This is a genomic window from Shewanella sp. ECSMB14102 (assembly GCF_000813075.1).
GTDB classification, from domain to species: domain Bacteria; phylum Pseudomonadota; class Gammaproteobacteria; order Enterobacterales; family Shewanellaceae; genus Shewanella; species Shewanella indica.
Window position 1 is genome coordinate 20689 of the sequence record NZ_JWGX01000057.1, and the last position, 22472, is coordinate 43160.

The window sequence follows — 22472 nt, forward strand, 5'->3', positions numbered from 1 at the left end:
ACGCATAATGGCGAGGTGTTTAATGCTTAACTAATTTGCCATGTGCCGTTATTTGCCAAGCGTGTTGTTGCTGTTTTGCCTGTGTCTGCCTCAGGCCTGGGCCGATATCCGTATCGGTATCCTCACTTTTGGTGAGCCGGCCGATACGCTCTTGGCCTGGCAGGACACGGCGACAGCAATAAGCGAGCATACCGGCCAGAGGGTGACTCTGTTGCCTCTGACTCCGGCTGAGCTGGATCAACAGGTGAGCCAAGGCGCTCTGGATTTTATTCTCGCCAATCAATACGCCACTGTGGGTTATAAGAAAGACTATGGTGTCAGCCAGTTACTGACGCTTATACCCAGAGATGGCCGGGATCCGGAACTGGCGATGGGGTCGACGCTGGTGGCCCGCCCCGAGGTGCAACTGACCAGTTGGCAGCAGTTGTCACAACTGAGGATCATCTCTACCGATCCCAAGGCTTTCGGCGGTTTTCTGATCTTCAGCGGTGAACTGGCACTGCGGGGGATCAACCCTGCCACCGAGCTCAAGGCGTTGCAGTTTGTCGGCTTTCCGCAGACCGCTTTGTTGGATAGGCTGCTGAGTGGCGAGGCCGAACTGGCGGTATTACCGGCCTGTGTGCTGGAGCAGGCCATTGCCTCCGGGCGTTACCCCAAAGAGGCGTTTAAGGTGTTGCTGGCGGAAAAGCACCCTGGGTTTCAGTGCCAGGTATCGAGCCGGTTATATCCCTATACCGCCCTGTCCAAGCCGGGTCACACAGATAATGCCCTGGCAACCGAAGTGGCCAGAGCACTGCTGGCGCTGACTGAAGATTCAACCGCGGCCAAGGCGGGCGGGTATGCGGGTTGGTCTGTGCCGGTGAACGACAGCAGCGTGTTTGCGCTGCGGCGCACTTTGCAGCAATGGCCGTTTCAAACCAACTGGCACAGGGTGGTTTCAGGTGTGGCTCCCTGGGTGGGGGCCATCTTGCTGTGCCTGCTGTTGGGGTATCTGCATCACTTACGGATAAAACGTCTGGTGGTGCAGCGCACCGGGGCACTGCGCAGCGAAATGGAACAGCACAGCCGAACCCAAAAGGCTTTGCTTGAGCAGCGGAATCAGTTTTATCGGGCGCAAAGGGTACTGCTGACTGGCGAAATGGCCTCAGGTATCTCTCACGAACTCAAGCAGCCTCTGGCCGGGATCCGCTATCTGGCCCAGGGGTGTCTGTATCGTCTGGGAGACGAGCAGCAGGAGATCAAAGACGCCCTCGGCAAGCTTATTAGCCAGGTGGACAGGGCCCAGGATACGATTCGCCGATTACGGGAGTTTTGTCAGCAGCCCTGTGAGCATCGCTGTTTTCGTCTGGACGAGCTCATTCGCGATACTCTGGCGCTGACGGCGCCCGAGCTCAAGCGTCTGGGGGTTGTCCCTGTGTGTGAGTTGCAAGCCGTGACCATAGATGGGGATGCCAACTTGTTGCAACAGGTGTTGGTCAATCTGTTGCTCAATGCCTTGGATGCCATGGAGCAGAGTGAGGAACCTTGGTTAAGACTCAGCCTTGAGTGCAGCGCCAAGCAATGTCGATTTACCTTGTCTGATGCGGGCACAGGCTTGAGTGAGGCTCAGCTTGAACGGCTGTTTTTCCCGTTTGAAACCAATAAGAGCAACGGCCTGGGGCTCGGGATGATTATTTGCAAACGTATTGTGGAAGAACATGGTGGCAGCATCAGTGCCCACAACAGCGAGCGCGGCTTGGACATGGTGGTGGTACTGCCGAGGAGAATCGATGATGACCCCTGTATATCTGGTTGATGATGATCAGGATGTGCTTGAATCACTGCAGTGGATGCTCAAGGGCCAAGGCATAGATGCAGTTGGTTTTGACTGTGCGGCAAGCTTCCTGGATGGTGCGGCCTGGCAACAGCCCGGGGTACTGGTACTCGATGTGCAGATGCCCGGCATGGATGGGATCAGCCTACATCAACAATTGCTGCAAGCGTCCAGTCCATTGGCGGTCATCATACTGACAGGTCATGGCAATATCGCCATGGCAGTAAAGGCGATGCAGCAAGGGGCGATGGATTTTCTTGAGAAGCCAGTCGATGGTGATCGGCTGCTTGAACTGCTAAGCAAGGGCGCAGCCCTGACGGCGCAGCGTTTTGCTGCCGGCAGTGAACAGGCGGAGATCCGCTCCCGTCTGGCAACCTTGACGCCGCGAGAGCAAGAGGTGATGCAAAGAGTGTTGGCGGGCAAGCTCAACAAGGTGATTGCCGCCGAGCTCTATGTCACCCAGAGAACGGTGGAGCTGCATCGAAAGAAAGTACTGGAGAAGATGGCCGTCCACAATGTGGCCGAGTTGGCCTTTCTGTTGGCCAAGCTGCAACCGTTACCTAGCTGAAGCCTCACTGTAGTTGGTACTGGATAACTCCGTCCTGGGTCAGGCGGAAGATCCACAGGGAGTCGCCTTCGCGGTAATACCAGCTGTTGGCCAGACCTTCTTCGGCTTTTAACTGAGAAGTGAACTCGCTCATTGCCGCGGCGGGTAGACGGAAACTGCCGCTGGAGCTGTTGTTGTCCAGATCATTGTTGACCTTTATCTCCGTGGCCGAGGGCGGCAATATCGGTGGCAGCCAGCCTCGCTCGAATACTCCTTCAGCCCGTGCTTCGGCCTCGGTGGGGTATTGTTCGCTGATGACATCGCTGCAACCCCAGAGTAAGGCGGTTAATGTCAGCATGGAGCTGATGGAAAGGGAACGCATCAGTGGTTTCATCTTGGGCTCCTTGTCAGTGAAATGGCGTTTTACTGTAACAAAGGCGGCCTGTACCTAGTCTGAAGCCAAGGTGCTTTCAGCTGTTTTGCTTTTTCTGGACGCTTGGCCTATGGCCATAGGCCCCTTTGTTGACTCGCCTAACATGCTGGCATCAATCTAGATGGGTCATTAAAGCTGTTGCAGGCTGGCCAGCAAACGGTCCATCGCCCGATAACCCAGGGCCTGGGCCAGATGGCGCCGCTCGACCATGGGGCTGAGCTGCAGATCGGCTATGGTGCGTGCCACTCGTTGCAGCCGATGAAAGCTGCGCACCGATAATCCCAGCTGATTGACACTCTGTTCGAGAAACGCCAGATCGCCGGGTTTGAAACCTGCCTGCTTCAATGCCTTACCGCCCAACTGACTATTGAGTACGCCGGCGCGGCTGAGTTGCAGCTCCCGCGCTGCCGCTACTCTGGCGGCTATCTGCTCACTGGTTTCACCTTGCGCCGTATCTGAGGTCAAGGCGCCTGGCGGGAGTTTGGGCACCTCAATGGTGAGGTCGAATCTGTCAATGAAAGGGCCTGACAGCCGGGCCAGATAACGGCGGATCTGCTCTGGGCTGGCGCGGCTTCCCGGGCCAGCATCACCACAGGGGCTGGGGTTCATGGCGGCGATGAGTTGAAAGCGGGCATCGAAGCGCAGTTTGGCTGCGGCGCGGGAGATGATGACATGGCCGGTTTCCATGGGTTCACGCAGGCAGTCGAGTACCTTGCGGGGAAACTCGGCAATTTCATCGAGAAACAGCACTCCCAGGTGAGCCAGTGAAATCTCGCCGGGTTTGGGAATCGCGCCGCCACCCACCAAAGAGATGGCCGAGCTGGTGTGGTGCGGAGCGCGAAACGGGCGGCGATAAAACTCCCCCGGCTCAGTGGCCATGCCGGCCACTGAATGAATCGCAGCCACTTCCAGCGCCTCTTCATAACTCATGGGGGGCAGGAGTGAGATTATCCGGCTGGCCAGCATGGTTTTGCCTGTGCCAGGTGGCCCCAGCATCAGCAGGTTATGCCCGCCGGCGGCAGCGATTTCCAGTGCTTGTTTGGCTTGATATTGGCCTATGACCTCCGACAGGCAATCACTCGAGTGCGGCTTGGACTGTTCCAGCCATTCGGTTCCCGGGACTATCCCCGGCAGAGTTTGCTGTCCGTGCAGATAGGCGGCGATATGTTGCAGGTGCTGGGCCAGGCAACATTGCCGGTAGCCCACCAAATCCGCTTCACTGCGGTTATCCTGTGGCAATACCAGTTTGATGCCTCTTTGACGGGCGGCGATGATCACCGGCAGGATCCCAGTGCAGTGCCTGACCTCACCGGACAGCCCAAGCTCACCGACAAATTCATGCTCGTCCAGAGATTTCAGTGGCAGTTGTCCGGATGCTGCCAGAATGCCAATGGCAATAGGAAGGTCGTAACGTCCACCCTGCTTGGGCAGATCGGCCGGTGCCAGATTGATGGTTATCCTGCGCATGGGGAACTCAAAACCTGCATTGATTATGGCGCTGCGGACTCTTTCTCTGGCTTCCTTGACCGAAGCTTCCGGCAACCCCACCAGATTGAAGGCCGGCAAGCCGTTGGAGAGGTGAGCTTCGACCAGTACCTGAGGCGCCTCCACACCTTTGGCGGCTCGGGTGGCAACTCTGGCTATGGGCATAACAGTTCCTTTGTTGTGCGCTTCCCTATTCTGTAGAGTGTAGCAGTTGCCTGGATTTACAGTGGCTTGAGGGAATAGCGGTTTTGTCCTTATCGAAAGAGGTTGCCAGTACGCGGGAATGGTCTGCATCACTAACAATTTTGAGATTAGATGACTTTCTGCATACATCTGAGGCTGTCATCTGCTTCGTTGGAGAAACAAAATACGCTGTCGACCAAGGTATAGTGCCATACCACTTTATAATCAGTTGCCAGCAACAGCTTTAATAGTGACAGCGCGGGATTGTCAAACAAGGCTTCCAGGGAATAGGTTGAGACAGGGTAGACTTTAACTTGTTCGACTTGCACAGAATTATCATGTAATGCCAGCCTGGAGATTTTGCCGGAAAAGAGTATCTTACCCTCAAATTTATCTTTGTTATCACCAAGTTGTAACCAACCCCAGAAGCTTTCTGACTCCATGTCGATATAAAGGGAAAAGCTAACGCGCCTTATCTGATTATCAGGCCCTTCAACATTTTTTATCACTCGGTACATGCCATCAATATCTTGAACATCGTGATAGTCATAAATTAAGTTGACTATGATAGAAGCCAGCAAAAATGCGAGTGGAATAATAAATGGCACCATTCTTTCTAGCTTTGACATGCTGTTCCATCCTTGATTTTATTGTATATGGAAGCTTCCTTGTGGCTGACATAAGTTCTGACTTTATTGTTTGACTTGTTAATGCAGTCAATTGAAAAAACTCCTGTTCCATAACTGAGAATTATTGTATCTTTATCATCGTTTATTTCCGACTTGAGATCGTGAAAATCAATAGTTGCAAGTAACTTATAATTAAGCTTGTGAATGAGTGATTTTATTTCTTTTTGATCATCCATGTTTTTTATTTCTGTTAGGGTTATTATTTTTGTTTTTCCATCAGTGTAAATGTCTACTTTAGGGAGGTTTTCTGTAACTGATATTTTTATAGTGAATGGTAGGAGGAATAGTGCAATTGATATTGTTATTATTGAAATTATCTTGATTGAAGAAGGTTGGTTTTCTTTTGGGGTTGTTGTCAATTTATTGCTTTTGACTTTTTGTTCTTTCTCAAAGATGGAATTTTCTTGATTGTCTAATATGAAGTCTATTGTTAGATGATCTTGCATTATGTCTAAGCCATATCCAACCCCTTTGACTGTGAAGATTAACTCATTGCCTAGTATTTCTCTGAATACACGCCTTAGATTGGCGATGGCCACTGGAATAGAGTTCGGAGATACGACTCTACCATACCAGCCCACTGATAATAATTTATCTCTGCTTACAGCTTGCCCTTTGTTGTTATACATTTCTTTTAATATATAAAACTCCGGAGTCGAACACTTATATCTTCTGGTGTTTGTGCTTATGGTTGGATTGCCGTTGTTTTGGCGAACAGTGATGTGTTCCCTTCCTTTGGTGGTGTCCATCTTGGATCCTACTGATTTTTGGCTTCAACCTAGCCGCCTACATGTTTTCATTCTAATAATAAGTGATAAAAAATCCAGCGTTTCAGTTTATAATTTGTTAATCAACGAAATGTTAATGTTGCAACCTGTTGTTTTGTTGTGACAATTATTGGTTTCTGTGTCCTTGTCCATTTTGGTTTATTTATTAGATTTTATAACTGTATAAACAATGGCTTTGGTGAGAGCCTCCTGATTACCGGGCTAATGTTATTGATCTTACAGGGTGTCATCTTGTTTGTGGGAGTTGATTCCTGTTGTCTAAGGAGGGTGTATGTTAATGCAGCAGAGAAGCAGCAATATCCATGTGAGTAATGACGGTTTTTCTAAAGAAGAATCTCTCTTTCAAGCGGATTTTAAACCTTTGACACAGGCTCATTTACAAGAAATAGTTGCCAGAGAGGTTAATGGATGTATAAAGAGTGTTGCATATGAAGTTTTATTTAGGCCAGGAATGCAGCACAAGAATGTTGAATTTTTTTATCAAAACTTAAAGCGTAAAGAACTATTGGATTTATCATTGGAGCAGTTGCACCAGTTAGCTGTGATTGATTATAGGAATCTTGATGTATTGGCTTTGACAGGGCGTAAAATAAAACGTTTGTTTATTAATGTTGAAGCCAGGGTGATAATGGCATTGGAAGCTGAACTGGTTTGGCTAAATGATACATTGAAGCAACAAGATATTGAATTGGTTATTGAGATAACTGAACGTTTGAATTCGGATTGCGCTCACCCGGCTTTTATTAGTGTGGCAAAGCTGCATGATAGAGGACTAAAAATAGCTTTGGATGATTTTGAGCCTGAAGGAGATCTAAGACAGGGTTGGATAGGTACTGGCTGTGTTGATTATATTAAATTGATCTTGCCTAATGGTTTTGAGTGCTCTGAGAAGATAAGAGCCGATTTTATTGAGCATGTCTATCAGTTGAAGGATAAAGCCTTACTGAAAGTGATTGTTGAAAAGGTCGAGAGCTTGGACCAGTTTTTGGCGATGGAGTTTGTGCCTTATGACGGTTTACAGGGATACTTCTTTTCAGTACCAACTGAGCTCCTTCCAATACGTCTAAAGACACATGCTTTATTGCGATGACTAGAGATAGAAGACTTAGGGAAAAGTGCGAATAAGTCCTTCAGGGGCTTGTTTTCATCTTTCCTGGTTGTCGATTGGATAAAAAAGGTCACTGTCACGGCAAAAATTTCTCGTTATCTGAATGTAAAATCTACTGATAGATTGTGTGAGACTTCTCTGTGCCGTTCCGCGAAACGACACTTTACTCACACAAGGAAACCAGATGAAAAGCTTAACTTTACTGTTGGCCGGTATGTTACTCAGTGGTGCTGTTTTGGCTGTCGATGAAGAAAAAGCATTGCCTCAAGCCAGTGAAACCGACGTTCAACAATTGCTGCAAGCCTGTTTGCAGATGGCTGATGAAGACGCGGTTCCAGTCGAAGAGCGTCAGGAGTATCTGCTGACTTGCGTTAATGATCAACTCAATGAAATGGGTTATCAGCCTTTGGAAAGTTTGCCACAGGTTAATTAATCTCCACAAAAGTAGCTCATTTGTGTTTTAATTCCCCGGTATACGAGATGTGTTGTTTGCCTGGGGGATGGATACCTTGCTGTTGAATCTACTTAATACGTCGTGGTGGGATAGCTTCATACCACGACGTAAACTTCTTTTGTTTATCCTACCTTGGCTAACTGTTTTTCTGGTTTATCCTGCCAAGCCTTTGGCTCAATCTCATCCGATACGGGTGAGCTTTATTAATCCAGGATCTGCTCAGGAAAGTTTCTGGGGCGATATAGACAGCCTTATGTTGACAGCAGCTACCGAGCTAAATATTGAGTTGGAAATATTGCATGCCAACAGGGATCATTTTCGGATGATAGCTTTGGCACAAGAATTGGCTACCCGTAAACAGTTACCTCAATACATTATTTTGGTTAATGAAAAAAATGTTGCCGTAAAAATGTTGGCTGCCTTTGAAGGTTTGCCTGTTAAGACTCTTTTGTTGCTCAATGATGTGGCTCCCGAGGTGCGTCATTTGTTGCAACAACAGCCTTACTGGCGACAGCATCTGTTGCCGCCTTTGATCCCTGACAATGAACGGATAGGCTTTCTTACTGCGCAGGCCTTGTTGCAGCAGGTGGGGCCAGGGACGCAACAAGTGCTGCTGATTTCCGGCGATAAGGGAACGCCAGCATCTATAGCCCGGACTCAAGGGGCAATAAATGGCTTCAGAGAAAGAGGGGTAGAGCCATTACAAGTCGTCTACGGTCATTGGCAAGAGCAAAGAGCCAAGACGCAAACAGAAATTCTGCTGAAACGTTACCCGGAGCTGAAAGGGATCTGGACCGCCAATGATCACATGGCCTTTGGTGCTATTGCGTCGCTGGAGGAAAAGGGACTCAGGCCAGGAGAGGATATATTCATTGCCAGTATCAATACTTCCTCCAAGGTGCTTGATTGGCGTAGCCAGGGGCGAGTCAGTGTCCTGGGCGGCGGTCATTTGCTGGCAGGAGCCGAGGCGCTCAGGCGCATTCGCGACGACAGTGAGGCTAAGCCTTGGAATGAGGAGGTCTCCTCAATGTTCAGGCTGTTGGTTCCGGGCACAGAACCTTTCAATCTGCTCGAGCAACGAAACTGGCGGGCACTGCTCGCTTGGTACCAACAGACATCGGAAGTAACGCATTGAAGCAAAGTTCTGTCATCAGTCACAAGATGACCTTGGTTATCATAGGTGTCAGTTCATTCTTTGCCTTGATGACCATGGTGGCCCAGTTGTTCTGGAACTATCAGGATGGTGTTGAGGGCGGTAATCGTAGGCTAAATGAATATGTCGAAGCCAATCTGCCCGGTATGGCACAGGCCATTTGGGATGTGGACCATAAGTTGCTGCGGGACATACTGATTGGCATAGGCATGCAGCCTTATGTCTCCGGCGCGTCTTTGTCCAGTGTCGATGGGATTACCCTGCAAGTGGGAAATAATCAGGCCCAGGATAATGAAACCTTTCTGTTTCCAATAATCTACCGTCAGCAACAGATAGGTGAGCTTAAGGTTCAACGCAGCCGCAACCAGCTCTATTATGAGTTGTGGCGGCAGATGATCCTGATAGTCGTGGGTAATGGCTTGAAAACCCTGCTGATGATCTACGTGATTCTGACTCTGGTGCGCAGTCTGGTTACCGGAAGATTGGCGGCGCTGGCCGCATACGTCAATCGTATCGATTTGGGACAACCGCGAAAAGTGCCCTTACCTAATGAGGTAGGGGCGGCAAATCAAGATGAAATTGGCAGCGTGGCCCGCGCCATAGAGCAGATGTACCGACGTATTAGAACCGACTTTGCTCGCAAACGCTGGCAGCAGAGGCATTTGACTCGAGGGCAAAGGCAATTGTCCGAGCAGGTGGAATTTAGCCATAAAGAACTGGCTTGGCAGGCCAGAGCCAATGAGTTATTGGCGGATCTATCATTGCAGTTTCTGAAGGTACAGCCAGGGGACGTCGATCAGGCTTTGGCCGATGTAGGTCGTCAGATTGCTGAGTTGTTTGCCGTCGAGCGGGTTACCTTGCTGGAGATCAAAGAACAACAACTCTGTTATCGTAGCGTCTGGAGTCGTCGGGGGAAGCCTCATTCTTCAAGTTACATAGATATCAGTGAGTTGAATCGCTTTGCTGAGCAACTCAACACCAGACATATGATTATCGTGGAGGATGTGGAAAATCTACAATCTGACGATAGCGCCGAATATAGGTTACTCAAACAGTTGCAGTTACGTTCCCTGGCGCTGTTTGCCATCACAGATGGGCAAGACTTGCTGGGGATTTTGTCGCTAAGCAATAGTCAATCTCCAAAACTTTGGCCTCAATCCCGCCGTGCCATGTTGACTCAGTTTGCCGCTGCGCTCAACGAGCTCCTGGTCAGGGAGCGCAGGGATTTACAGATGTTGGGGCTGCAACGTGAGCTGTTGGGGCTGAATCACAAACTTAAACAGCTTTCGGAAACAGATGAGCTAACTGGATTGGCCAACCGACGTCCCTTTACCGAATCTCTGGCGTGCTTGCTGGCTTCGGAAGAGGGGGGCGCCTTGATAATGCTGGATGTCGATCACTTTAAAGCTTTTAACGATTGTTTTGGCCATCCGGCCGGTGACCGGGTATTGCAGCGTTTGGCGCAGGCCATGCGTAAAGCTCTTCCTGAACGCGCCTTGCTGGCCAGAGTCGGCGGCGAAGAATTTGCCTTGGTGTTGCCGGGAGTCGACCGCAGGCAAGCTGAGGGTGTTGCCGAAACCTTGTTGACTCAGGTTCGGGAATTGCAAATTACTCATGGCTCAGCACCCGCAGGTATAGTCACTATCAGTCTTGGATTGGCACTCCTGACCCCGAATACACGGGATTTGAGTGAGGTTATTCGGCTGGCAGACAAGGCGCTCTATCAGGCTAAACATCAAGGACGTAATACTTGGTGTATTGCGCAATAGCCTGGAATTCAGTGGTCTGTGAAGGCTTGCAGTAACAGTTGCAACTCGCCGCTTTTTTCCAGTAGGGTGACGCCGCTATTGAACTCTTCAAGCAGTGCCATCTTGTGTGGGCTTTGTCTGGATACCAGCATATAGAAGGGTTCTGGCCGGGTGTGGGGAACCGCTTGCGTTGCTAACCCAAAGTCCTGGGGATTGCGCTTCATCAGCTTTAAGGTGCCGCTGAAAACCTCCAGCCGTGCCAGAAAGAAGTCACATCTACCCCGTTGCAGTAACTCGGGGATCAACGGCAGATCTTTGCTCAAAGACAGTGGCAGAGAGTTGTTCCAACCGAAGTGGTGGTAATTGAAGCCGCGAATGCCACAAACTGTGCCTATCCGCGTTAGCTCCGTCAGCGAGTTGAATCTTAGACCCTTTGGGAAGCGCTGTTTGAGAAACACCACCCCAGGGGTGAGGTGGTAATAGGAGCGCGATAGCAGGAATTTACGCCGTCGCTCTGGGTTGGCTGAGGCGCTCATGGCGGCATCTATCTTGCCCAATTCCACTTCCAACATGCACCTTGGCCAGGGAAGGGCGATGATGTGTAACTGCCAACGCGGTGGCGTAAACAGTCGATAAAGCAGCTGAATATCATAGCCGTCACTGTTATGGGACTTACGGCCATCTATTCTGGAAAAGTAATTGAAGGGTGGAAATTCGGACTCTTCGACACATATTTTTAATGGTATGCCGTTAAGCTCATCTTTTGCGTTGGAGACCGGTGAGATAAGCATCACTGTCAAAAATGCGGCAAACGGATATAATGTGAACTTCATTCCGGTAGAAGAAGCCTGCAATGGGTTTCTTGGAGTATAGCAAAGCCACTCAATTCGCCAGTTTAGTACCCGTACCGGTAACCAGTTCGCCTTTAGACCTCCCAGTCACTCCACATTCAGGCCTGGATATAAGGGCACGGCATAGAAGCGCTTTGTAACTAACCTAAGGTGTTGTATGAGTTTATTCGATAATTTGGTGATTATCTTTTGCCTGATCGGAACCAGCTGCTTTTTTTCCATGTCTGAAATTGCCCTGGCCGCTTCCCGTAAAATCCGTTTGCGACAGATGGCCGATGAGGGAGATTTGCGCGCCGAAAAAGTGTTGGCGCTGCAAACCACTCCGGGCAGTTTTTTCACCGTAGTGCAGATTGGTCTCAATGCCGTTGCCATCATGGGTGGTATTGTCGGTGAGTCTGCTTTTACCCCTTATTTTGCGGCAGCTTTGGCCCATGTGGTTCCGCCGCCCTGGGTAGGACAGGTAAGCTTTGTGTTGTCTTTCGTATTGGTGACCAGTCTGTTTATTCTGATCGCCGACCTGATGCCCAAACGGGTTGCCATGGCCTTACCGGAGAAAGTGGCCGTTAACTTGGTAAACCCCATGCTTATCTGTATTGCCTTGCTGCGCCCCTTTGTATGGGTATTCAATGGCATGGCCAACGGTATCTTCAAACTGCTGCAGATACCTACTGCCCGCAATGATGAAATCACCCCTGATGATATCTACGCCATTATGGATGCCGGTGCCGAGGCCGGTGTGCTGGATAAGGGCGAGCAGCAGATGATCGAGAATGTATTTGAGATGCAATCTGTCAGCGTCACCTCGGCGATGACCGCCCGTGAGAGCCTGGTGTATTTCCTGTTGCAGGATGATGAAGACGCTATCAAGAAAAAAATCGCCGAGGATCCGCACAACAAGTTTTTGGTGTGTGATGGTCAGCTGGACAATATCAAAGGTGTGGTGGACGCCAAGGAACTGCTGCTGCGGGTGATCAACGGCCGCAAGATAGATTTGAAAGATACCTCGTTAGTGCGCAACTGCCTGATTATTCCCGATACCCTGAGTCTGTCGGAGGCCATGGAATATTTCCGTCATCACAGGGCCGACTTTGCGGTGGTGATGAATGAATACGCTTTGGTGGTGGGGATTGTGACCACTGACGATCTGCAAAGTGCGGTAATGGGCGCCTGGTCGCTGCATGAAAGTGAAGAACAGATAGTGCCCCGTGACGCCAATTCCTGGCTGGTGGACGGGGTGACGCCGATAACCGACGTGATGCGTGCCTTTGGTATTGAGGAGTTTCCGCAAAACCAAAACTATGAAACCATAGCCGGTTTTATGATGTATACGTTACGCAAGATCCCCAAGCGTACCGACTCGGTTAACTACGCAGGTTATAAGTTTGAGGTGGTGGACATAGATGCTTACAAGGTTGACCAGTTGCTGGTCACCCGCCTCTTGCCTCAGGAAGATCAACTGCCCAAGGATGAAGAGTCACTCGATATTTAAGGCAAGCTTAAAGGGCGTGGCATAAAGACCATCGACTGAGTTAAGCATTTTGCATAGGGCTCAGTTACAAGTGGTAAAGCCCGCCCGACTTTCCAAGCTTAGCTAAATCACTTCCAGAAACGCACTTACCAAGGGATCCTGGCGCCGCTTGGCCTTGCAGCAGCACCCCAGCTCAAAAGGGGCTATCTCGGCCGGTGAGGCCAGGGTTTTTATCCTCTCGCCCAGTGGACTGTTGGCTACCACTACATCCGGAGTGATGCTGACACCGCAGCCCAGAGCCACCATGGGCACTATCGCCTCGTGGCCCGATACCTGGGCATAGATATTGGCTTTGATCCCCATCGCCTTGAACCAGCGCTCGGCCCGTAAACGCCCGGGGCCGTGGTCGGGCACGATAAAGGGCAGTTGTTCCCAGGGAATAGGATTTTGCGCCAGCAGCGACTGCAACTGACAGTTGATGGTGGGCGCGATAATCGACAGCGGCACTTCACCTATGGGGGCAAAGTGCAGACTCGGCGGAAAGTCCTGCGGCAGGGCAGCGATGGCGATATCTGCCCTCTGCTGCTGAATTTCCTGCACCGCATCGGCAGCATCACCCGTGGTGAGTTTGATGTCGACCAGAGGCTGCTGGTGGCGAAACTTATCCAATAGAGCCGGCAGGTGGCTGTAGGCGGCCGTGACCGAACAATAGAGTTGCAGCGTGCCCCTCAGCAGCTTTTGCTGCGGATCCAGCTCGCGGCGCAGTTCCTGCCACTGAGTCAATGTCTGGCTGGCGAAGCGGCGAAAGGCTTCGCCTGCGTGGGTCAGGGTGACGCTGCGGTTGTCCCGCTCCAGCAGCTTGCTGCCCACTTCATCTTCCAGCCTTTGCAGGGTGCGACTTAAGGTTGAAGGGCTGACATGCATCCGGGTGGCGGTGCGGGAAAAATGCAGGGTGTCGCAGAGATCCAGATAGAGTTTTATCGCCCGAATATCCATGCCGTTTTGCCTCTTTTGTTGTTGCGTTTTGTGCAACATGACATGCCGAATATATCATTTCAAGCAATTTAAACCATGGGCTATAGTGATTTGCATCACTGAGCCGTTTCGGCTTGGTCCCAGGAATTTGGTTAAACAGGTGGCTAAGATGGCAAATTACTTCAATACCCTGAATCTGCGGCAGCAATTGGCACAGCTGAGCCAGTGCCGTTTTATGGAGCGCAGCGAGTTTGAAAACGGCTGTGACTATATCAAGGACTGGAATATTGTCATCCTTGGCTGTGGTGCCCAGGGGCTCAATCAGGGGTTGAACATGCGTGACTCAGGGCTGAACATCGCCTATGCCCTGCGCAGTGAAGCCATAGCCGAGAAACGTGCTTCCTGGCAGCGGGCCACCGAAAACGGTTTCAAGGTGGGCACCTTCGAAGAGCTGATCCCCACAGCCGATCTGGTACTGAACCTGACACCGGACAAGCAGCACACTCCTGTGGTCAATGCGGTAATGCCCTTGATGAAACAAGGTGCGACCCTGTCCTATTCCCACGGTTTCAACATAGTGGAAGAGGGGATGCAGGTGCGGCCGGACATCACTGTCATCATGGTGGCGCCCAAGTGCCCAGGCACCGAAGTGCGTGAGGAATACAAGCGTGGCTTTGGGGTACCGACACTGATCGCCGTGCATCCTGAGAACGATCCCAATGGCGACGGTCTGGAGATCGCCAAGGCCTATGCCAGTGCTACCGGCGGCGATCGTGCCGGCGTGCTGCACTCCTCGTTTATCGCCGAGGTGAAGTCTGATCTGATGGGCGAGCAGACCATTCTCTGCGGCATGCTGCAGACAGGGGCGATTTTGGGTTACGACAAGATGGTGGCCGATGGCGTTGAGCCGGGTTATGCCGCCAAGCTTATCCAGCAGGGCTGGGAAACCATCACAGAGGCGCTCAAGCATGGCGGTATCACCAATATGATGGATCGCCTGTCCAACCCGGCCAAGATCAAGGCGTTTGAAATTGCCGAAGAGCTTAAGGTGTTGCTGACCCCGCTGTTTGAAAAACATATGGACGACATCATCAGCGGCGAGTTTTCCGCCACCATGATGGCCGATTGGGCCAATGACGACGCCAATTTGCTGCGCTGGCGTGAAGAGACCAATAACACAGGTTTTGAAAAGGCGCCGACCTGCGCCGAGCAGATAGATGAGCAGACCTATTTCGACAAGGGGATCTTGCTGGTGGCCATGATCAAGGCCGGGGTGGAACTGGCGTTCGATACCATGGTGGATGCCGGGATCATCGAAGAGTCGGCCTATTACGAGTCGCTGCATGAGACGCCGCTGATTGCCAACACCATAGCCCGTAAACGCCTCTATGAGATGAACGTAGTGATCTCGGATACCGCCGAATATGGCTGTTACCTGTTTAACCATGCCGCCGTGCCGCTGTTGCGTGACTATGTCAACGCCCTCTCTCCCGAGGTCCTGGGCGCCGGTCTCAAGGATTCGGGCAATGGGGTCGATAATCTGCGTCTGATCGAGGTCAACGAAGCGATTCGTCATACGGCCGTCGAGTATGTCGGTGCCGAACTTCGCGGTTACATGACTGAAATGAAAAGGATAAACCTGCAAGGTTGACGTAAACGTCAGCTTGATTGCCGCCGGCGGCAATCAAGCTGTTTAGGCGAGCCATTGGCGAGGGTGCCATAGCCAGGCCAAGTTGGAAGATTTTCAGGTTGTGAATTTTTTTGTTGTGTTCTGAAAACACTTTATGGTAATGGTTAATAAGTGCGCCGCCAAAGGGCTCGCCAAGCAGATAAATTGAATACAGGAAACTGTCTGAGAAATGTTTAACTTAAGCGCCAAGCTCCTCCTCGTGATTATTACCGTCGTGATTATTCCATCACAGCGGGGGCGGCTCGTGGCGCGACGACAGACCAGATAGGGTCAGAAATTGCAAACAAACCCCCCGCTCCGAAAGGACCGGGGGGTTTGTCGTTTCAGGGCCATTGAAAACTTAAACAGCAGCAAAAATAGGCGAGATAACAAGATGGAACAAGGGCAGAAGATCAGCGGCAGTGAAGCAGTTATCAAGGTATTGGCCGCCCATGGGGTGAACACGGTTTTTGGTTATCCCGGCGGAGCCATCATGCCTATCTACGATGCTCTCTACGACAGCCAGATCGAACATCTGCTCTCCCGTCATGAACAGGGCGCCGCCTTCGCCGCCGTCGGTTATGCCCGCTCAAGCGGCAAGACGGGCGTCTGCCTGGCTACCTCGGGCCCGGGGGCGACCAATCTGATCACCGCCTTGGCCGATGCGCTGCTGGACTCAGTGCCGCTGGTGGCCATCACGGGCCAGGTTTCCACCTCTGTGATAGGCACAGATGCCTTTCAGGAGATGGACGTGCTGGGCATGAGCCTGTCATGTACCAAACACAGTTTTATGGTGACCCGCGCCGAGGAACTGGTTGCTACCCTGTACCGCGCCTTCGAAATCGCCGCCTCCGGCCGTCCCGGTCCTGTGTTGGTGGATATCCCCAAAGACATCCAGCTTGCTCAAGTGGAATACAAGGCGCCGCTGCAGGCGGTGCCCGATGAGCCTGAGCTGGACCAGGCGGCTTTGGCAGAAGCCAACGCCTTGCTGGCGGCCGCGCGCCAACCCATGTTGTACGTCGGTGGCGGCGTCGGTATGGCGGGCGCAGTAGAGCCGCTGCGGGCCTTTATTCAGCGCAGCGGTATTCCTTCGGTGGCAACGCTTAAGGGGCTGGGCGCCATAGCCCACGGCACTCAAGGTTACCTGGGCATGCTGGGGATGCACGGCAACAAGGCCGCCAATCTGGCGGTGCAGCAGTGCGATCTGCTACTGGTGATCGGTGCCCGTTTCGATGACAGGGTCACGGGTAGGCTGGAGAGCTTTGCCAGCAAGGCCAAGGTGATCCACCTGGATATCGATGCCGCCGAACTTGGCAAACTGCGCCAGCCGGATGTGGCCATGGATGGGGACTTAAGAAGCATATTGACGCAACTGGCGCCGCAAGCGCTGCAGATAGCACCCTGGCAGGCGGAAGTCGAGCACCTGCGGGCGCTGCACCAGTGGGATTACGCCCACCCAGGCTCACTCATCTATGCGCCGGCCATGTTGCGCCGTCTGGCCAACAAGCTGCCGAGTGACTCTGTGGTGAGCTGTGATGTCGGCCAGCACCAGATGTGGGTTGCCCAGCATATGCACTTTCGCCGCCCGGAAGATCATCTTTCCAGTGCCGGGCTTGGCACCATGGGCTTTGGCTTGCCGGCGGCCATAGGCGCGCAGATGGCAAGGCCGGATGCCACTGTGGTCACGGTTTCCGGCGATGGTTCTTTCATGATGAATGTGCAGGAGCTGACCACCATCAAGCGTCGTAAACTGCCGGTGAAGATACTTTTGATAGATAACCAGAAGTTGGGCATGGTGAAACAGTGGCAACAGCTGTTTTTTGAAGAGAGATACAGCGAAACCGACCTGTCCGATAACCCCGACTTTGTTACCCTGGCGTCCTCCTTCGATATCCCCGGACGCACCATCTACTCGGCCGATGAGGTTGAGCAGGCACTGGATGAGATGCTCAGTGCCAAAGGCCCCTTCCTGCTGCACGTCGCTATAGACGATGCATTTAATGTCTGGCCGCTGGTTCCCCCCGGCGCCTCCAACTGTGAAATGATGGAACAAACGGAGAAGCGATCATGATCCATAATCTGGAATTGACCCTGGAACAACGCCCCGAAGTGCTGGAACGTGTATTGCGGGTAACCCGTCACCGCGGCTTTACCGTCCGCGATATGCATATGACACTGGCCGAGGATCAGCGCCTGCAGCTGGCAATGGCGGTCGACAGTGACAGAGCCATAGAGCTGCTGAGCCGTCAGTTGACTAAGCTGGTAGACGTGGCCCGCTGCACTGTGCGGCCCGCAAGCAGCCTCTCCCGTACCGTCAACGGCTAACCAAGAATCATCAGAATAAGCGTAAGGAATTGAGCAATGCCCAAACTCAGATCAGCAACCAGTACCGAAGGCCGCAACATGGCCGGAGCCCGAGCCCTTTGGCGTGCCACAGGGGTCAAGGAAGGCGACTTCGGTAAGCCCATTATCGCCATTGCCAATTCCTTCACTCAGTTTGTTCCCGGTCATGTACACCTGAAAGACATGGGCTCTCTGGTGGCATCGGCCATCGAAGAGGCCGGTGGCATCGCCAAAGAGTTCAACACCATAGCGGTCGATGACGGCATCGCCATGGGTCATGGCGGCATGCTCTATTCCCTGCCTTCCCGTGAACTGATTGCCGACAGCGTCGAGTATATGGTCAATGCTCACTGCGCCGATGCTCTGGTGTGTATCTCCAACTGCGACAAGATCACCCCCGGCATGTTGATGGCGGCGCTGCGGCTCAATATCCCTGTGGTATTTGTCTCCGGCGGGCCTATGGAAGCGGGCAAGACCAAACTGTCCGATAAGCTTATCAAGCTGGATCTGGTGGATGCCATGGTGGCGGCGGCCGATGACAGGGTATCCGATGCCGACAGCGAGAAAATCGAACGCAGCGCCTGCCCAACCTGTGGCAGCTGCTCCGGCATGTTTACCGCTAACTCGATGAACTGCCTGACCGAGGCGTTGGGGCTGTCGCTGCCGGGCAACGGCTCCATGTTGGCGACCCACAGCGACCGGCGCGAACTGTTTTTGGAGGCGGGCAGAAGAGTGATGGCGCTGGCCAAGCGTTACTACTTGGATGATGATGCCTCGGTATTGCCGCGCAATATCGCCAACTCCAAGGCATTCGAGAATGCCATGACTTTGGATATCGCCATGGGCGGTTCTTCCAACACTGTGCTGCACCTGTTGGCGGCGGCTCAGGAAGCCGAAGTGGATTTCACCATGGCGGATATCGACCGCCTCAGCCGCAAGGTGCCGCACCTTTGCAAGGTGGCACCTTCGACCCCTAAATACCATATGGAAGATGTCCACAGAGCCGGTGGCGTAATGGGGATCTTGGGTGAGCTGGAACGCGCCGGTTTATTGCACACGGATGTTAACCATGTGGCTTCCGATGATGGCTCGCTTGAGTCTGTGTTGGCCAATTATGATGTGATGCGCACCGAGTCTGCGAAAGTAAAAGACTTCTTCAGCGCCGGTCCCGCGGGGATCCCTACTACCCAGGCCTTCAGCCAGGATTGCCGCTGGCCATCGCTGGATACAGATCGCCGTGAAGGTTGTATCCGCAGCCGCGAGTTTGCCTTCAGTCAGGAAGGGGGCTTGGCGGTACTGTCCGGTAATCTGGCCGAGCATGGCTGCATAGTGAAAACCGCCGGGGTGGATGAATCCAACCTGAGGTTCAAGGGCGTGGCCAGGGTATATGAGAGCCAGGACGAGGCCGTTGCCGGGATCCTCGGCGGTGAAGTGGTCGCCGGGGATGTGGTGGTTATTCGCTACGAAGGCCCCAAAGGTGGCCCTGGCATGCAGGAGATGCTTTATCCCACCAGTTACCTCAAGTCCCGCGGTTTGGGCAAGGCCTGCGCCTTAATCACAGATGGCCGCTTCTCCGGCGGTACCTCTGGGCTATCCATAGGCCATGTGTCACCGGAAGCCGCCTCAGGGGGCACTATCGCCTTGATTGAAAATGGTGATGCCATTGAAATCGATATCCCGGCCCGCAGCATCACGCTTAAGTTGAGTGATGCAGAGCTTGCCCGGCGCCGTGAGGCGATGCAGGCCAAGGGGCCTTTGGCCTGGAAGCCGTTGGCGCGGGTACGCCCTGTGTCGCTGGCGCTCAAGGCTTATGCCATGTTGGCCACCAGTGCCGACAAGGGCGCCGTGCGCGATCGCACTAAGTTGGAGGGCTAGTATGTTGGCGCTGGCATCCAAGAGTCAGCTGTCGCTGGCCAACTATTATCTGCAGAAGATCCTCTTGTCCCATGTCTATGATGTGGCGCGGGTTACCCCGCTGTCGAGTCTGAACAAGTTGTCGGCCCGTTTGGGCTGCCAGGTGTTTCTCAAACGCGAGGATATGCAACCGGTACACTCGTTCAAGCTGCGCGGCGCCTATAACCGCATCGCCGCCTTGAGCCCCGCTGAGTGCGAAAACGGAGTGGTATGTGCCTCGGCCGGTAATCATGCCCAGGGTGTGGCCATGTCGGCTTCGAGTCGCGGGGTCGACGCCGTGATAGTGATGCCAACCACCACTCCGGACATCAAGATAGATGCGGTGCGCCGCCTCGGCGGCAATGTGGTGCTTCATGGGCAGTCGTTCGATCAGGCCAATCAGTATGCCATGTCACTGGCCCAGGATGAGGGGCGGGTGTTTATTCCCCCCTTTGATGATGAGGCGGTAATCGCCGGGCAGGGCACGGTTGCCCAGGAGATGCTGCAGCAGCAAAGAGATCTTGAAGTGGTGTTTGTGCCAGTGGGTGGCGGTGGCTTAATCGCCGGCATTGCCGCCTACTACAAAGCAGTGATGCCCGAGGTGAAGATCATCGGCGTCGAGCCGGAAGATGCCGCCTGTCTCAAGGCAGCGCTGGAAGCGGATGAACCTGTGACGCTGGAGCAGGTGGGTTTGTTTGCCGATGGGGTGGCGGTTAAGCGTATAGGTCAGGAGCCTTTTCGATTGGCGCGGGAATATGTCGATGAGGTGGTGACTGTCAGCTCGGATGAAATCTGCGCTGCGGTCAAGGATATCTTTGAGGATACCCGCGCCATTGCCGAACCTGCCGGTGCTTTGTCGCTGGCCGGGCTGAAAAAGTATGTCGGTGACAAGGGCAAGGGCGAGAAACTGGCGGCGATTCTCAGCGGAGCCAATGTCAATTTTCATAGCCTGAGATATGTGTCCGAGCGCTGCGAGCTGGGCGAGCATAAAGAGGCGGTACTGGCAGTGACCATTCCGGAAAGGCCTGGTTCCTTCCTGCATTTTTGTGAACTGCTGGAGCGGCGGGTGATGACAGAGTTCAACTATCGTTTCAGCGGGCGCGATCGCGCCGTGGTGTTTGCCGGGATCCGTCTTAGCGAAGGTGTCAGCGAGCTGCAGGCGATTGTCTCCCGCCTGGAGAGTGCCGGTTTTGCGGTGCAGGATCTATCTGCCGATGAGGCGGCCAAACTGCATGTGCGTTATATGGTGGGCGGCTTGCCACCCGAGCCTTTGGAAGAAAAACTGCTCAGCTTTGAATTCCCGGAGCATCCCGGAGCCTTGCTGCAGTTTCTCACGACATTAAAGAGTAAGTGGAACATCAGTTTGTTTCACTATCGCAACCATGGCGCCGCCTTTGGGCGGGTGCTGGCCGGCTTTGAAGTGCCCAAGGCCGATGAAGCCGCCTTTGATCAGTTTCTGGATGAGTTGGGGTTTGTCTGTCAGGACGAAACGGATAACCCCGCTTACCGGCTGTTTCTGGCGCGCCCAGGCCAGTGAGATCCTGAAAGGATTAAGGTCGACTGTCTTCGCCAAAAGCAGGGGCAGTCCGGCGGTCAGTTTTATGCTATGGTCTTGAGTTATTATTCTAATCCGTACCCTGAAACCTCTTGTAAGGAGAGCCAAGATGTTTGCTGCACCCTCGGTTAGCGCTTTTAACCCTCCCCGCCGGATCCTGATGGGCCCCGGCCCTTCGGATGTCTATCCTCAGGTATTGGCGGCGCAGTCGCGGCCGACGATCGGGCATCTGGATCCTCTGTTTGTGGCCATGATGGATGAGCTCAAGAGTCTCATTCAATATGCGTTTCAAACCCGCAACGAGATGACTATAGCGGTATCTGCCCCGGGCAGCGCCGGTATGGAGACCTGTTTCGTTAACCTGGTGGAGCCGGGCGAAAAGGTGATTGTCTGCCGTAACGGGGTGTTTGGCGACAGAATGCGCCAGAACGTCGAGCGGATTGGCGCCGAGGCGGTGATGCTGGATTTCGAATGGGGCACAGCGGTTGACCCAGAAGTGGTGGAAGCTGCGCTGAAGGCGCATCCCGATGCCGCCTTCCTGGCCTTTGTGCACGCCGAAACCTCCACCGGCGCGCTTTCCGACGCCAAAACGCTGTGCGCCCTGGCGCGTGAGCATGGCTGTCTGTCGATTGTCGATGCCGTAACTTCCCTCGGAGGCGTCGAGCTCAGAGTCGATGATTGGGGCATAGATGCCATCTATTCCGGCAGTCAGAAGTGCCTCTCCTGTGTGCCGGGTTTGTCCCCCGTGTCTTTCTCTCCGGCCGCCGTCGCTAAACTCAAGGCGCGCAAGAGCCCGGTGCAGAGCTGGTTCCTGGATCAGTCTCTGGTGATGGGGTATTGGAGCGGTGATGGCAAGCGCAGTTATCACCACACAGCGCCGGTTAATGCCCTGTACTCGCTGCACGAAGCGCTCAGGTTACTGGCCGAAGAGGGGCTGGAAAATGCCTGGCAGCGCCACCGGGAGATGCACCTTTTGCTGCGTCAGGGGCTTGAGTCCATGGGGCTAGAATTTGTGGTGGCCGAGCAGAGCCGCTTGCCGCAGCTCAACGCAGTTTATATCCCGCAAGGTGTCGACGATGGCGCCGTGAGAAAGCAGCTGTTGGATAATTATAATCTGGAGATAGGTGCCGGCCTCGGCGCCTTGGCCGGAAAGGCTTGGCGTATCGGCCTGATGGGTTACGGTGCCAGACGGGAAAATGTTGCCCTTTGCCTGCGGGCTCTGGCCGAAGTGCTTAACTGATCTTTAGATAAACGCCCCGCCTAATGACGGCAACGTAGTTCACTTAAGCGGAGCTGCCTTGTGATTAACAGGATATC

General features: G+C 53.2%; 19 protein-coding genes. 13 read left to right on the top strand and 6 right to left on the bottom strand.

The window, feature by feature from the left end:
* Positions 1-40: 40 nt before the first annotated feature.
* Both RC73_RS16955 and RC73_RS16960 read left to right on the top strand, forming a co-directional pair.
* Positions 41-1795 (top strand): sensor histidine kinase, encoded by a 1755-nt coding sequence (locus RC73_RS16955; RefSeq protein ID WP_082014361.1) that lies wholly within the window; start codon positions 41-43, stop codon positions 1793-1795.
* Complete coding sequence (locus RC73_RS16960; protein WP_319619150.1) at positions 1770-2381, top strand: response regulator transcription factor; 612 nt, start codon at positions 1770-1772, stop codon at positions 2379-2381. Before RC73_RS16955 ends, RC73_RS16960 begins: the two co-directional genes overlap by 26 nt.
* A 4-nt stretch (positions 2382-2385) precedes the next feature.
* On the opposite strand, the gene RC73_RS16965 is transcribed toward RC73_RS16960, so the two are convergent.
* The 4 genes from RC73_RS16965 to RC73_RS19955 all read right to left on the bottom strand — a co-directional run bounded on the left by RC73_RS16965 (position 2386) and on the right by RC73_RS19955 (position 5899).
* A complete protein-coding gene (locus tag RC73_RS16965; protein WP_051541835.1) occupies positions 2386-2754 on the bottom strand; it encodes a hypothetical protein in 369 nt (122 codons plus the stop codon).
* Positions 2755-2922: 168 nt separating this feature from the next.
* Positions 2923-4443, bottom strand: a complete 1521-nt coding sequence (locus tag RC73_RS16970) for a YifB family Mg chelatase-like AAA ATPase (RefSeq protein WP_039035766.1) — start codon at positions 4441-4443, stop codon at positions 2923-2925.
* 146 nt (positions 4444-4589) lie between these two features.
* A complete protein-coding gene (locus RC73_RS16975; protein ID WP_039035767.1) occupies positions 4590-5090 on the bottom strand; it encodes a hypothetical protein in 501 nt (166 codons plus the stop codon).
* Positions 5078-5899: a winged helix-turn-helix domain-containing protein gene (locus RC73_RS19955; RefSeq protein ID WP_052248258.1), complete on the bottom strand. Its 822-nt coding sequence runs from the start codon at positions 5897-5899 to the stop codon at positions 5078-5080. The genes RC73_RS16975 and RC73_RS19955 overlap by 13 nt, the downstream gene beginning before the upstream one ends.
* Positions 5900-6209: 310 nt before the next feature.
* Between RC73_RS19955 and RC73_RS16985 the strand changes: the two genes are divergently transcribed.
* From RC73_RS16985 to RC73_RS17000, 4 genes are all read left to right on the top strand, one after another.
* Positions 6210-7028, top strand: a complete 819-nt coding sequence (locus tag RC73_RS16985) for an EAL domain-containing protein (RefSeq protein WP_039035768.1) — start codon at positions 6210-6212, stop codon at positions 7026-7028.
* 202 nt (positions 7029-7230) lie between these two features.
* On the top strand, positions 7231-7479 hold the full coding sequence (locus RC73_RS16990) for a hypothetical protein (protein ID WP_039035769.1): 249 nt from the start codon (positions 7231-7233) through the stop codon (positions 7477-7479).
* A gap of 67 nt (positions 7480-7546) precedes the next feature.
* Positions 7547-8635 carry an ABC transporter substrate-binding protein gene (locus tag RC73_RS16995; protein ID WP_083399807.1) on the top strand — a complete coding sequence of 363 codons (1089 nt, stop codon included), beginning with the start codon at positions 7547-7549 and terminating at the stop codon, positions 8633-8635.
* Complete coding sequence (locus tag RC73_RS17000; RefSeq protein ID WP_052248260.1) at positions 8632-10422, top strand: sensor domain-containing diguanylate cyclase; 1791 nt, start codon at positions 8632-8634, stop codon at positions 10420-10422. The genes RC73_RS16995 and RC73_RS17000 overlap by 4 nt, the downstream gene beginning before the upstream one ends.
* A gap of 8 nt (positions 10423-10430) precedes the next feature.
* On the opposite strand, the gene RC73_RS17005 is transcribed toward RC73_RS17000, so the two are convergent.
* Positions 10431-11234, bottom strand: a complete 804-nt coding sequence (locus RC73_RS17005) for a substrate-binding periplasmic protein (protein WP_052248261.1) — start codon at positions 11232-11234, stop codon at positions 10431-10433.
* Between the two features lie 175 nt (positions 11235-11409).
* Here RC73_RS17005 and RC73_RS17010 point away from each other — a divergent pair, with 175 nt between their 5' ends.
* Positions 11410-12741, top strand: a complete 1332-nt coding sequence (locus RC73_RS17010; RefSeq protein ID WP_039035770.1) for a hemolysin family protein — start codon at positions 11410-11412, stop codon at positions 12739-12741.
* A gap of 102 nt (positions 12742-12843) precedes the next feature.
* Here the strand turns inward: RC73_RS17010 and ilvY are convergent, their stop codons facing one another.
* Positions 12844-13716 (bottom strand): HTH-type transcriptional activator IlvY, encoded by an 873-nt coding sequence (ilvY, locus tag RC73_RS17015; RefSeq protein ID WP_039035771.1) that lies wholly within the window; start codon positions 13714-13716, stop codon positions 12844-12846.
* 148 nt (positions 13717-13864) lie between these two features.
* Here ilvY and ilvC point away from each other — a divergent pair, with 148 nt between their 5' ends.
* The 6 genes from ilvC to RC73_RS17045 all read left to right on the top strand — a co-directional run bounded on the left by ilvC (position 13865) and on the right by RC73_RS17045 (position 22395).
* On the top strand, positions 13865-15346 hold the full coding sequence (gene ilvC, locus RC73_RS17020) for a ketol-acid reductoisomerase (RefSeq protein ID WP_039035772.1): 1482 nt from the start codon (positions 13865-13867) through the stop codon (positions 15344-15346).
* Between the two features lie 412 nt (positions 15347-15758).
* Positions 15759-17435, top strand: coding sequence for an acetolactate synthase 2 catalytic subunit (gene ilvG / locus RC73_RS17025; RefSeq protein ID WP_039035773.1), 1677 nt, complete (start codon positions 15759-15761; stop codon positions 17433-17435).
* The gene (ilvM, locus tag RC73_RS17030) at positions 17432-17689 is read left to right on the top strand and encodes an acetolactate synthase 2 small subunit (RefSeq protein ID WP_025010070.1); all 258 of its coding nucleotides are present in this window, start codon (positions 17432-17434) and stop codon (positions 17687-17689) included. The genes ilvG and ilvM overlap by 4 nt, the downstream gene beginning before the upstream one ends.
* Before the next feature lie 36 nt (positions 17690-17725).
* Positions 17726-19582 carry a dihydroxy-acid dehydratase gene (ilvD, locus tag RC73_RS17035; RefSeq protein ID WP_039035774.1) on the top strand — a complete coding sequence of 619 codons (1857 nt, stop codon included), beginning with the start codon at positions 17726-17728 and terminating at the stop codon, positions 19580-19582.
* A gap of 1 nt (position 19583) precedes the next feature.
* A complete protein-coding gene (ilvA, locus tag RC73_RS17040) occupies positions 19584-21137 on the top strand; it encodes a threonine ammonia-lyase, biosynthetic (RefSeq protein WP_039035775.1) in 1554 nt (517 codons plus the stop codon).
* A gap of 127 nt (positions 21138-21264) precedes the next feature.
* Positions 21265-22395 carry a pyridoxal-phosphate-dependent aminotransferase family protein gene (locus RC73_RS17045; protein WP_039035776.1) on the top strand — a complete coding sequence of 377 codons (1131 nt, stop codon included), beginning with the start codon at positions 21265-21267 and terminating at the stop codon, positions 22393-22395.
* Positions 22396-22472 lie beyond the last annotated feature (77 nt).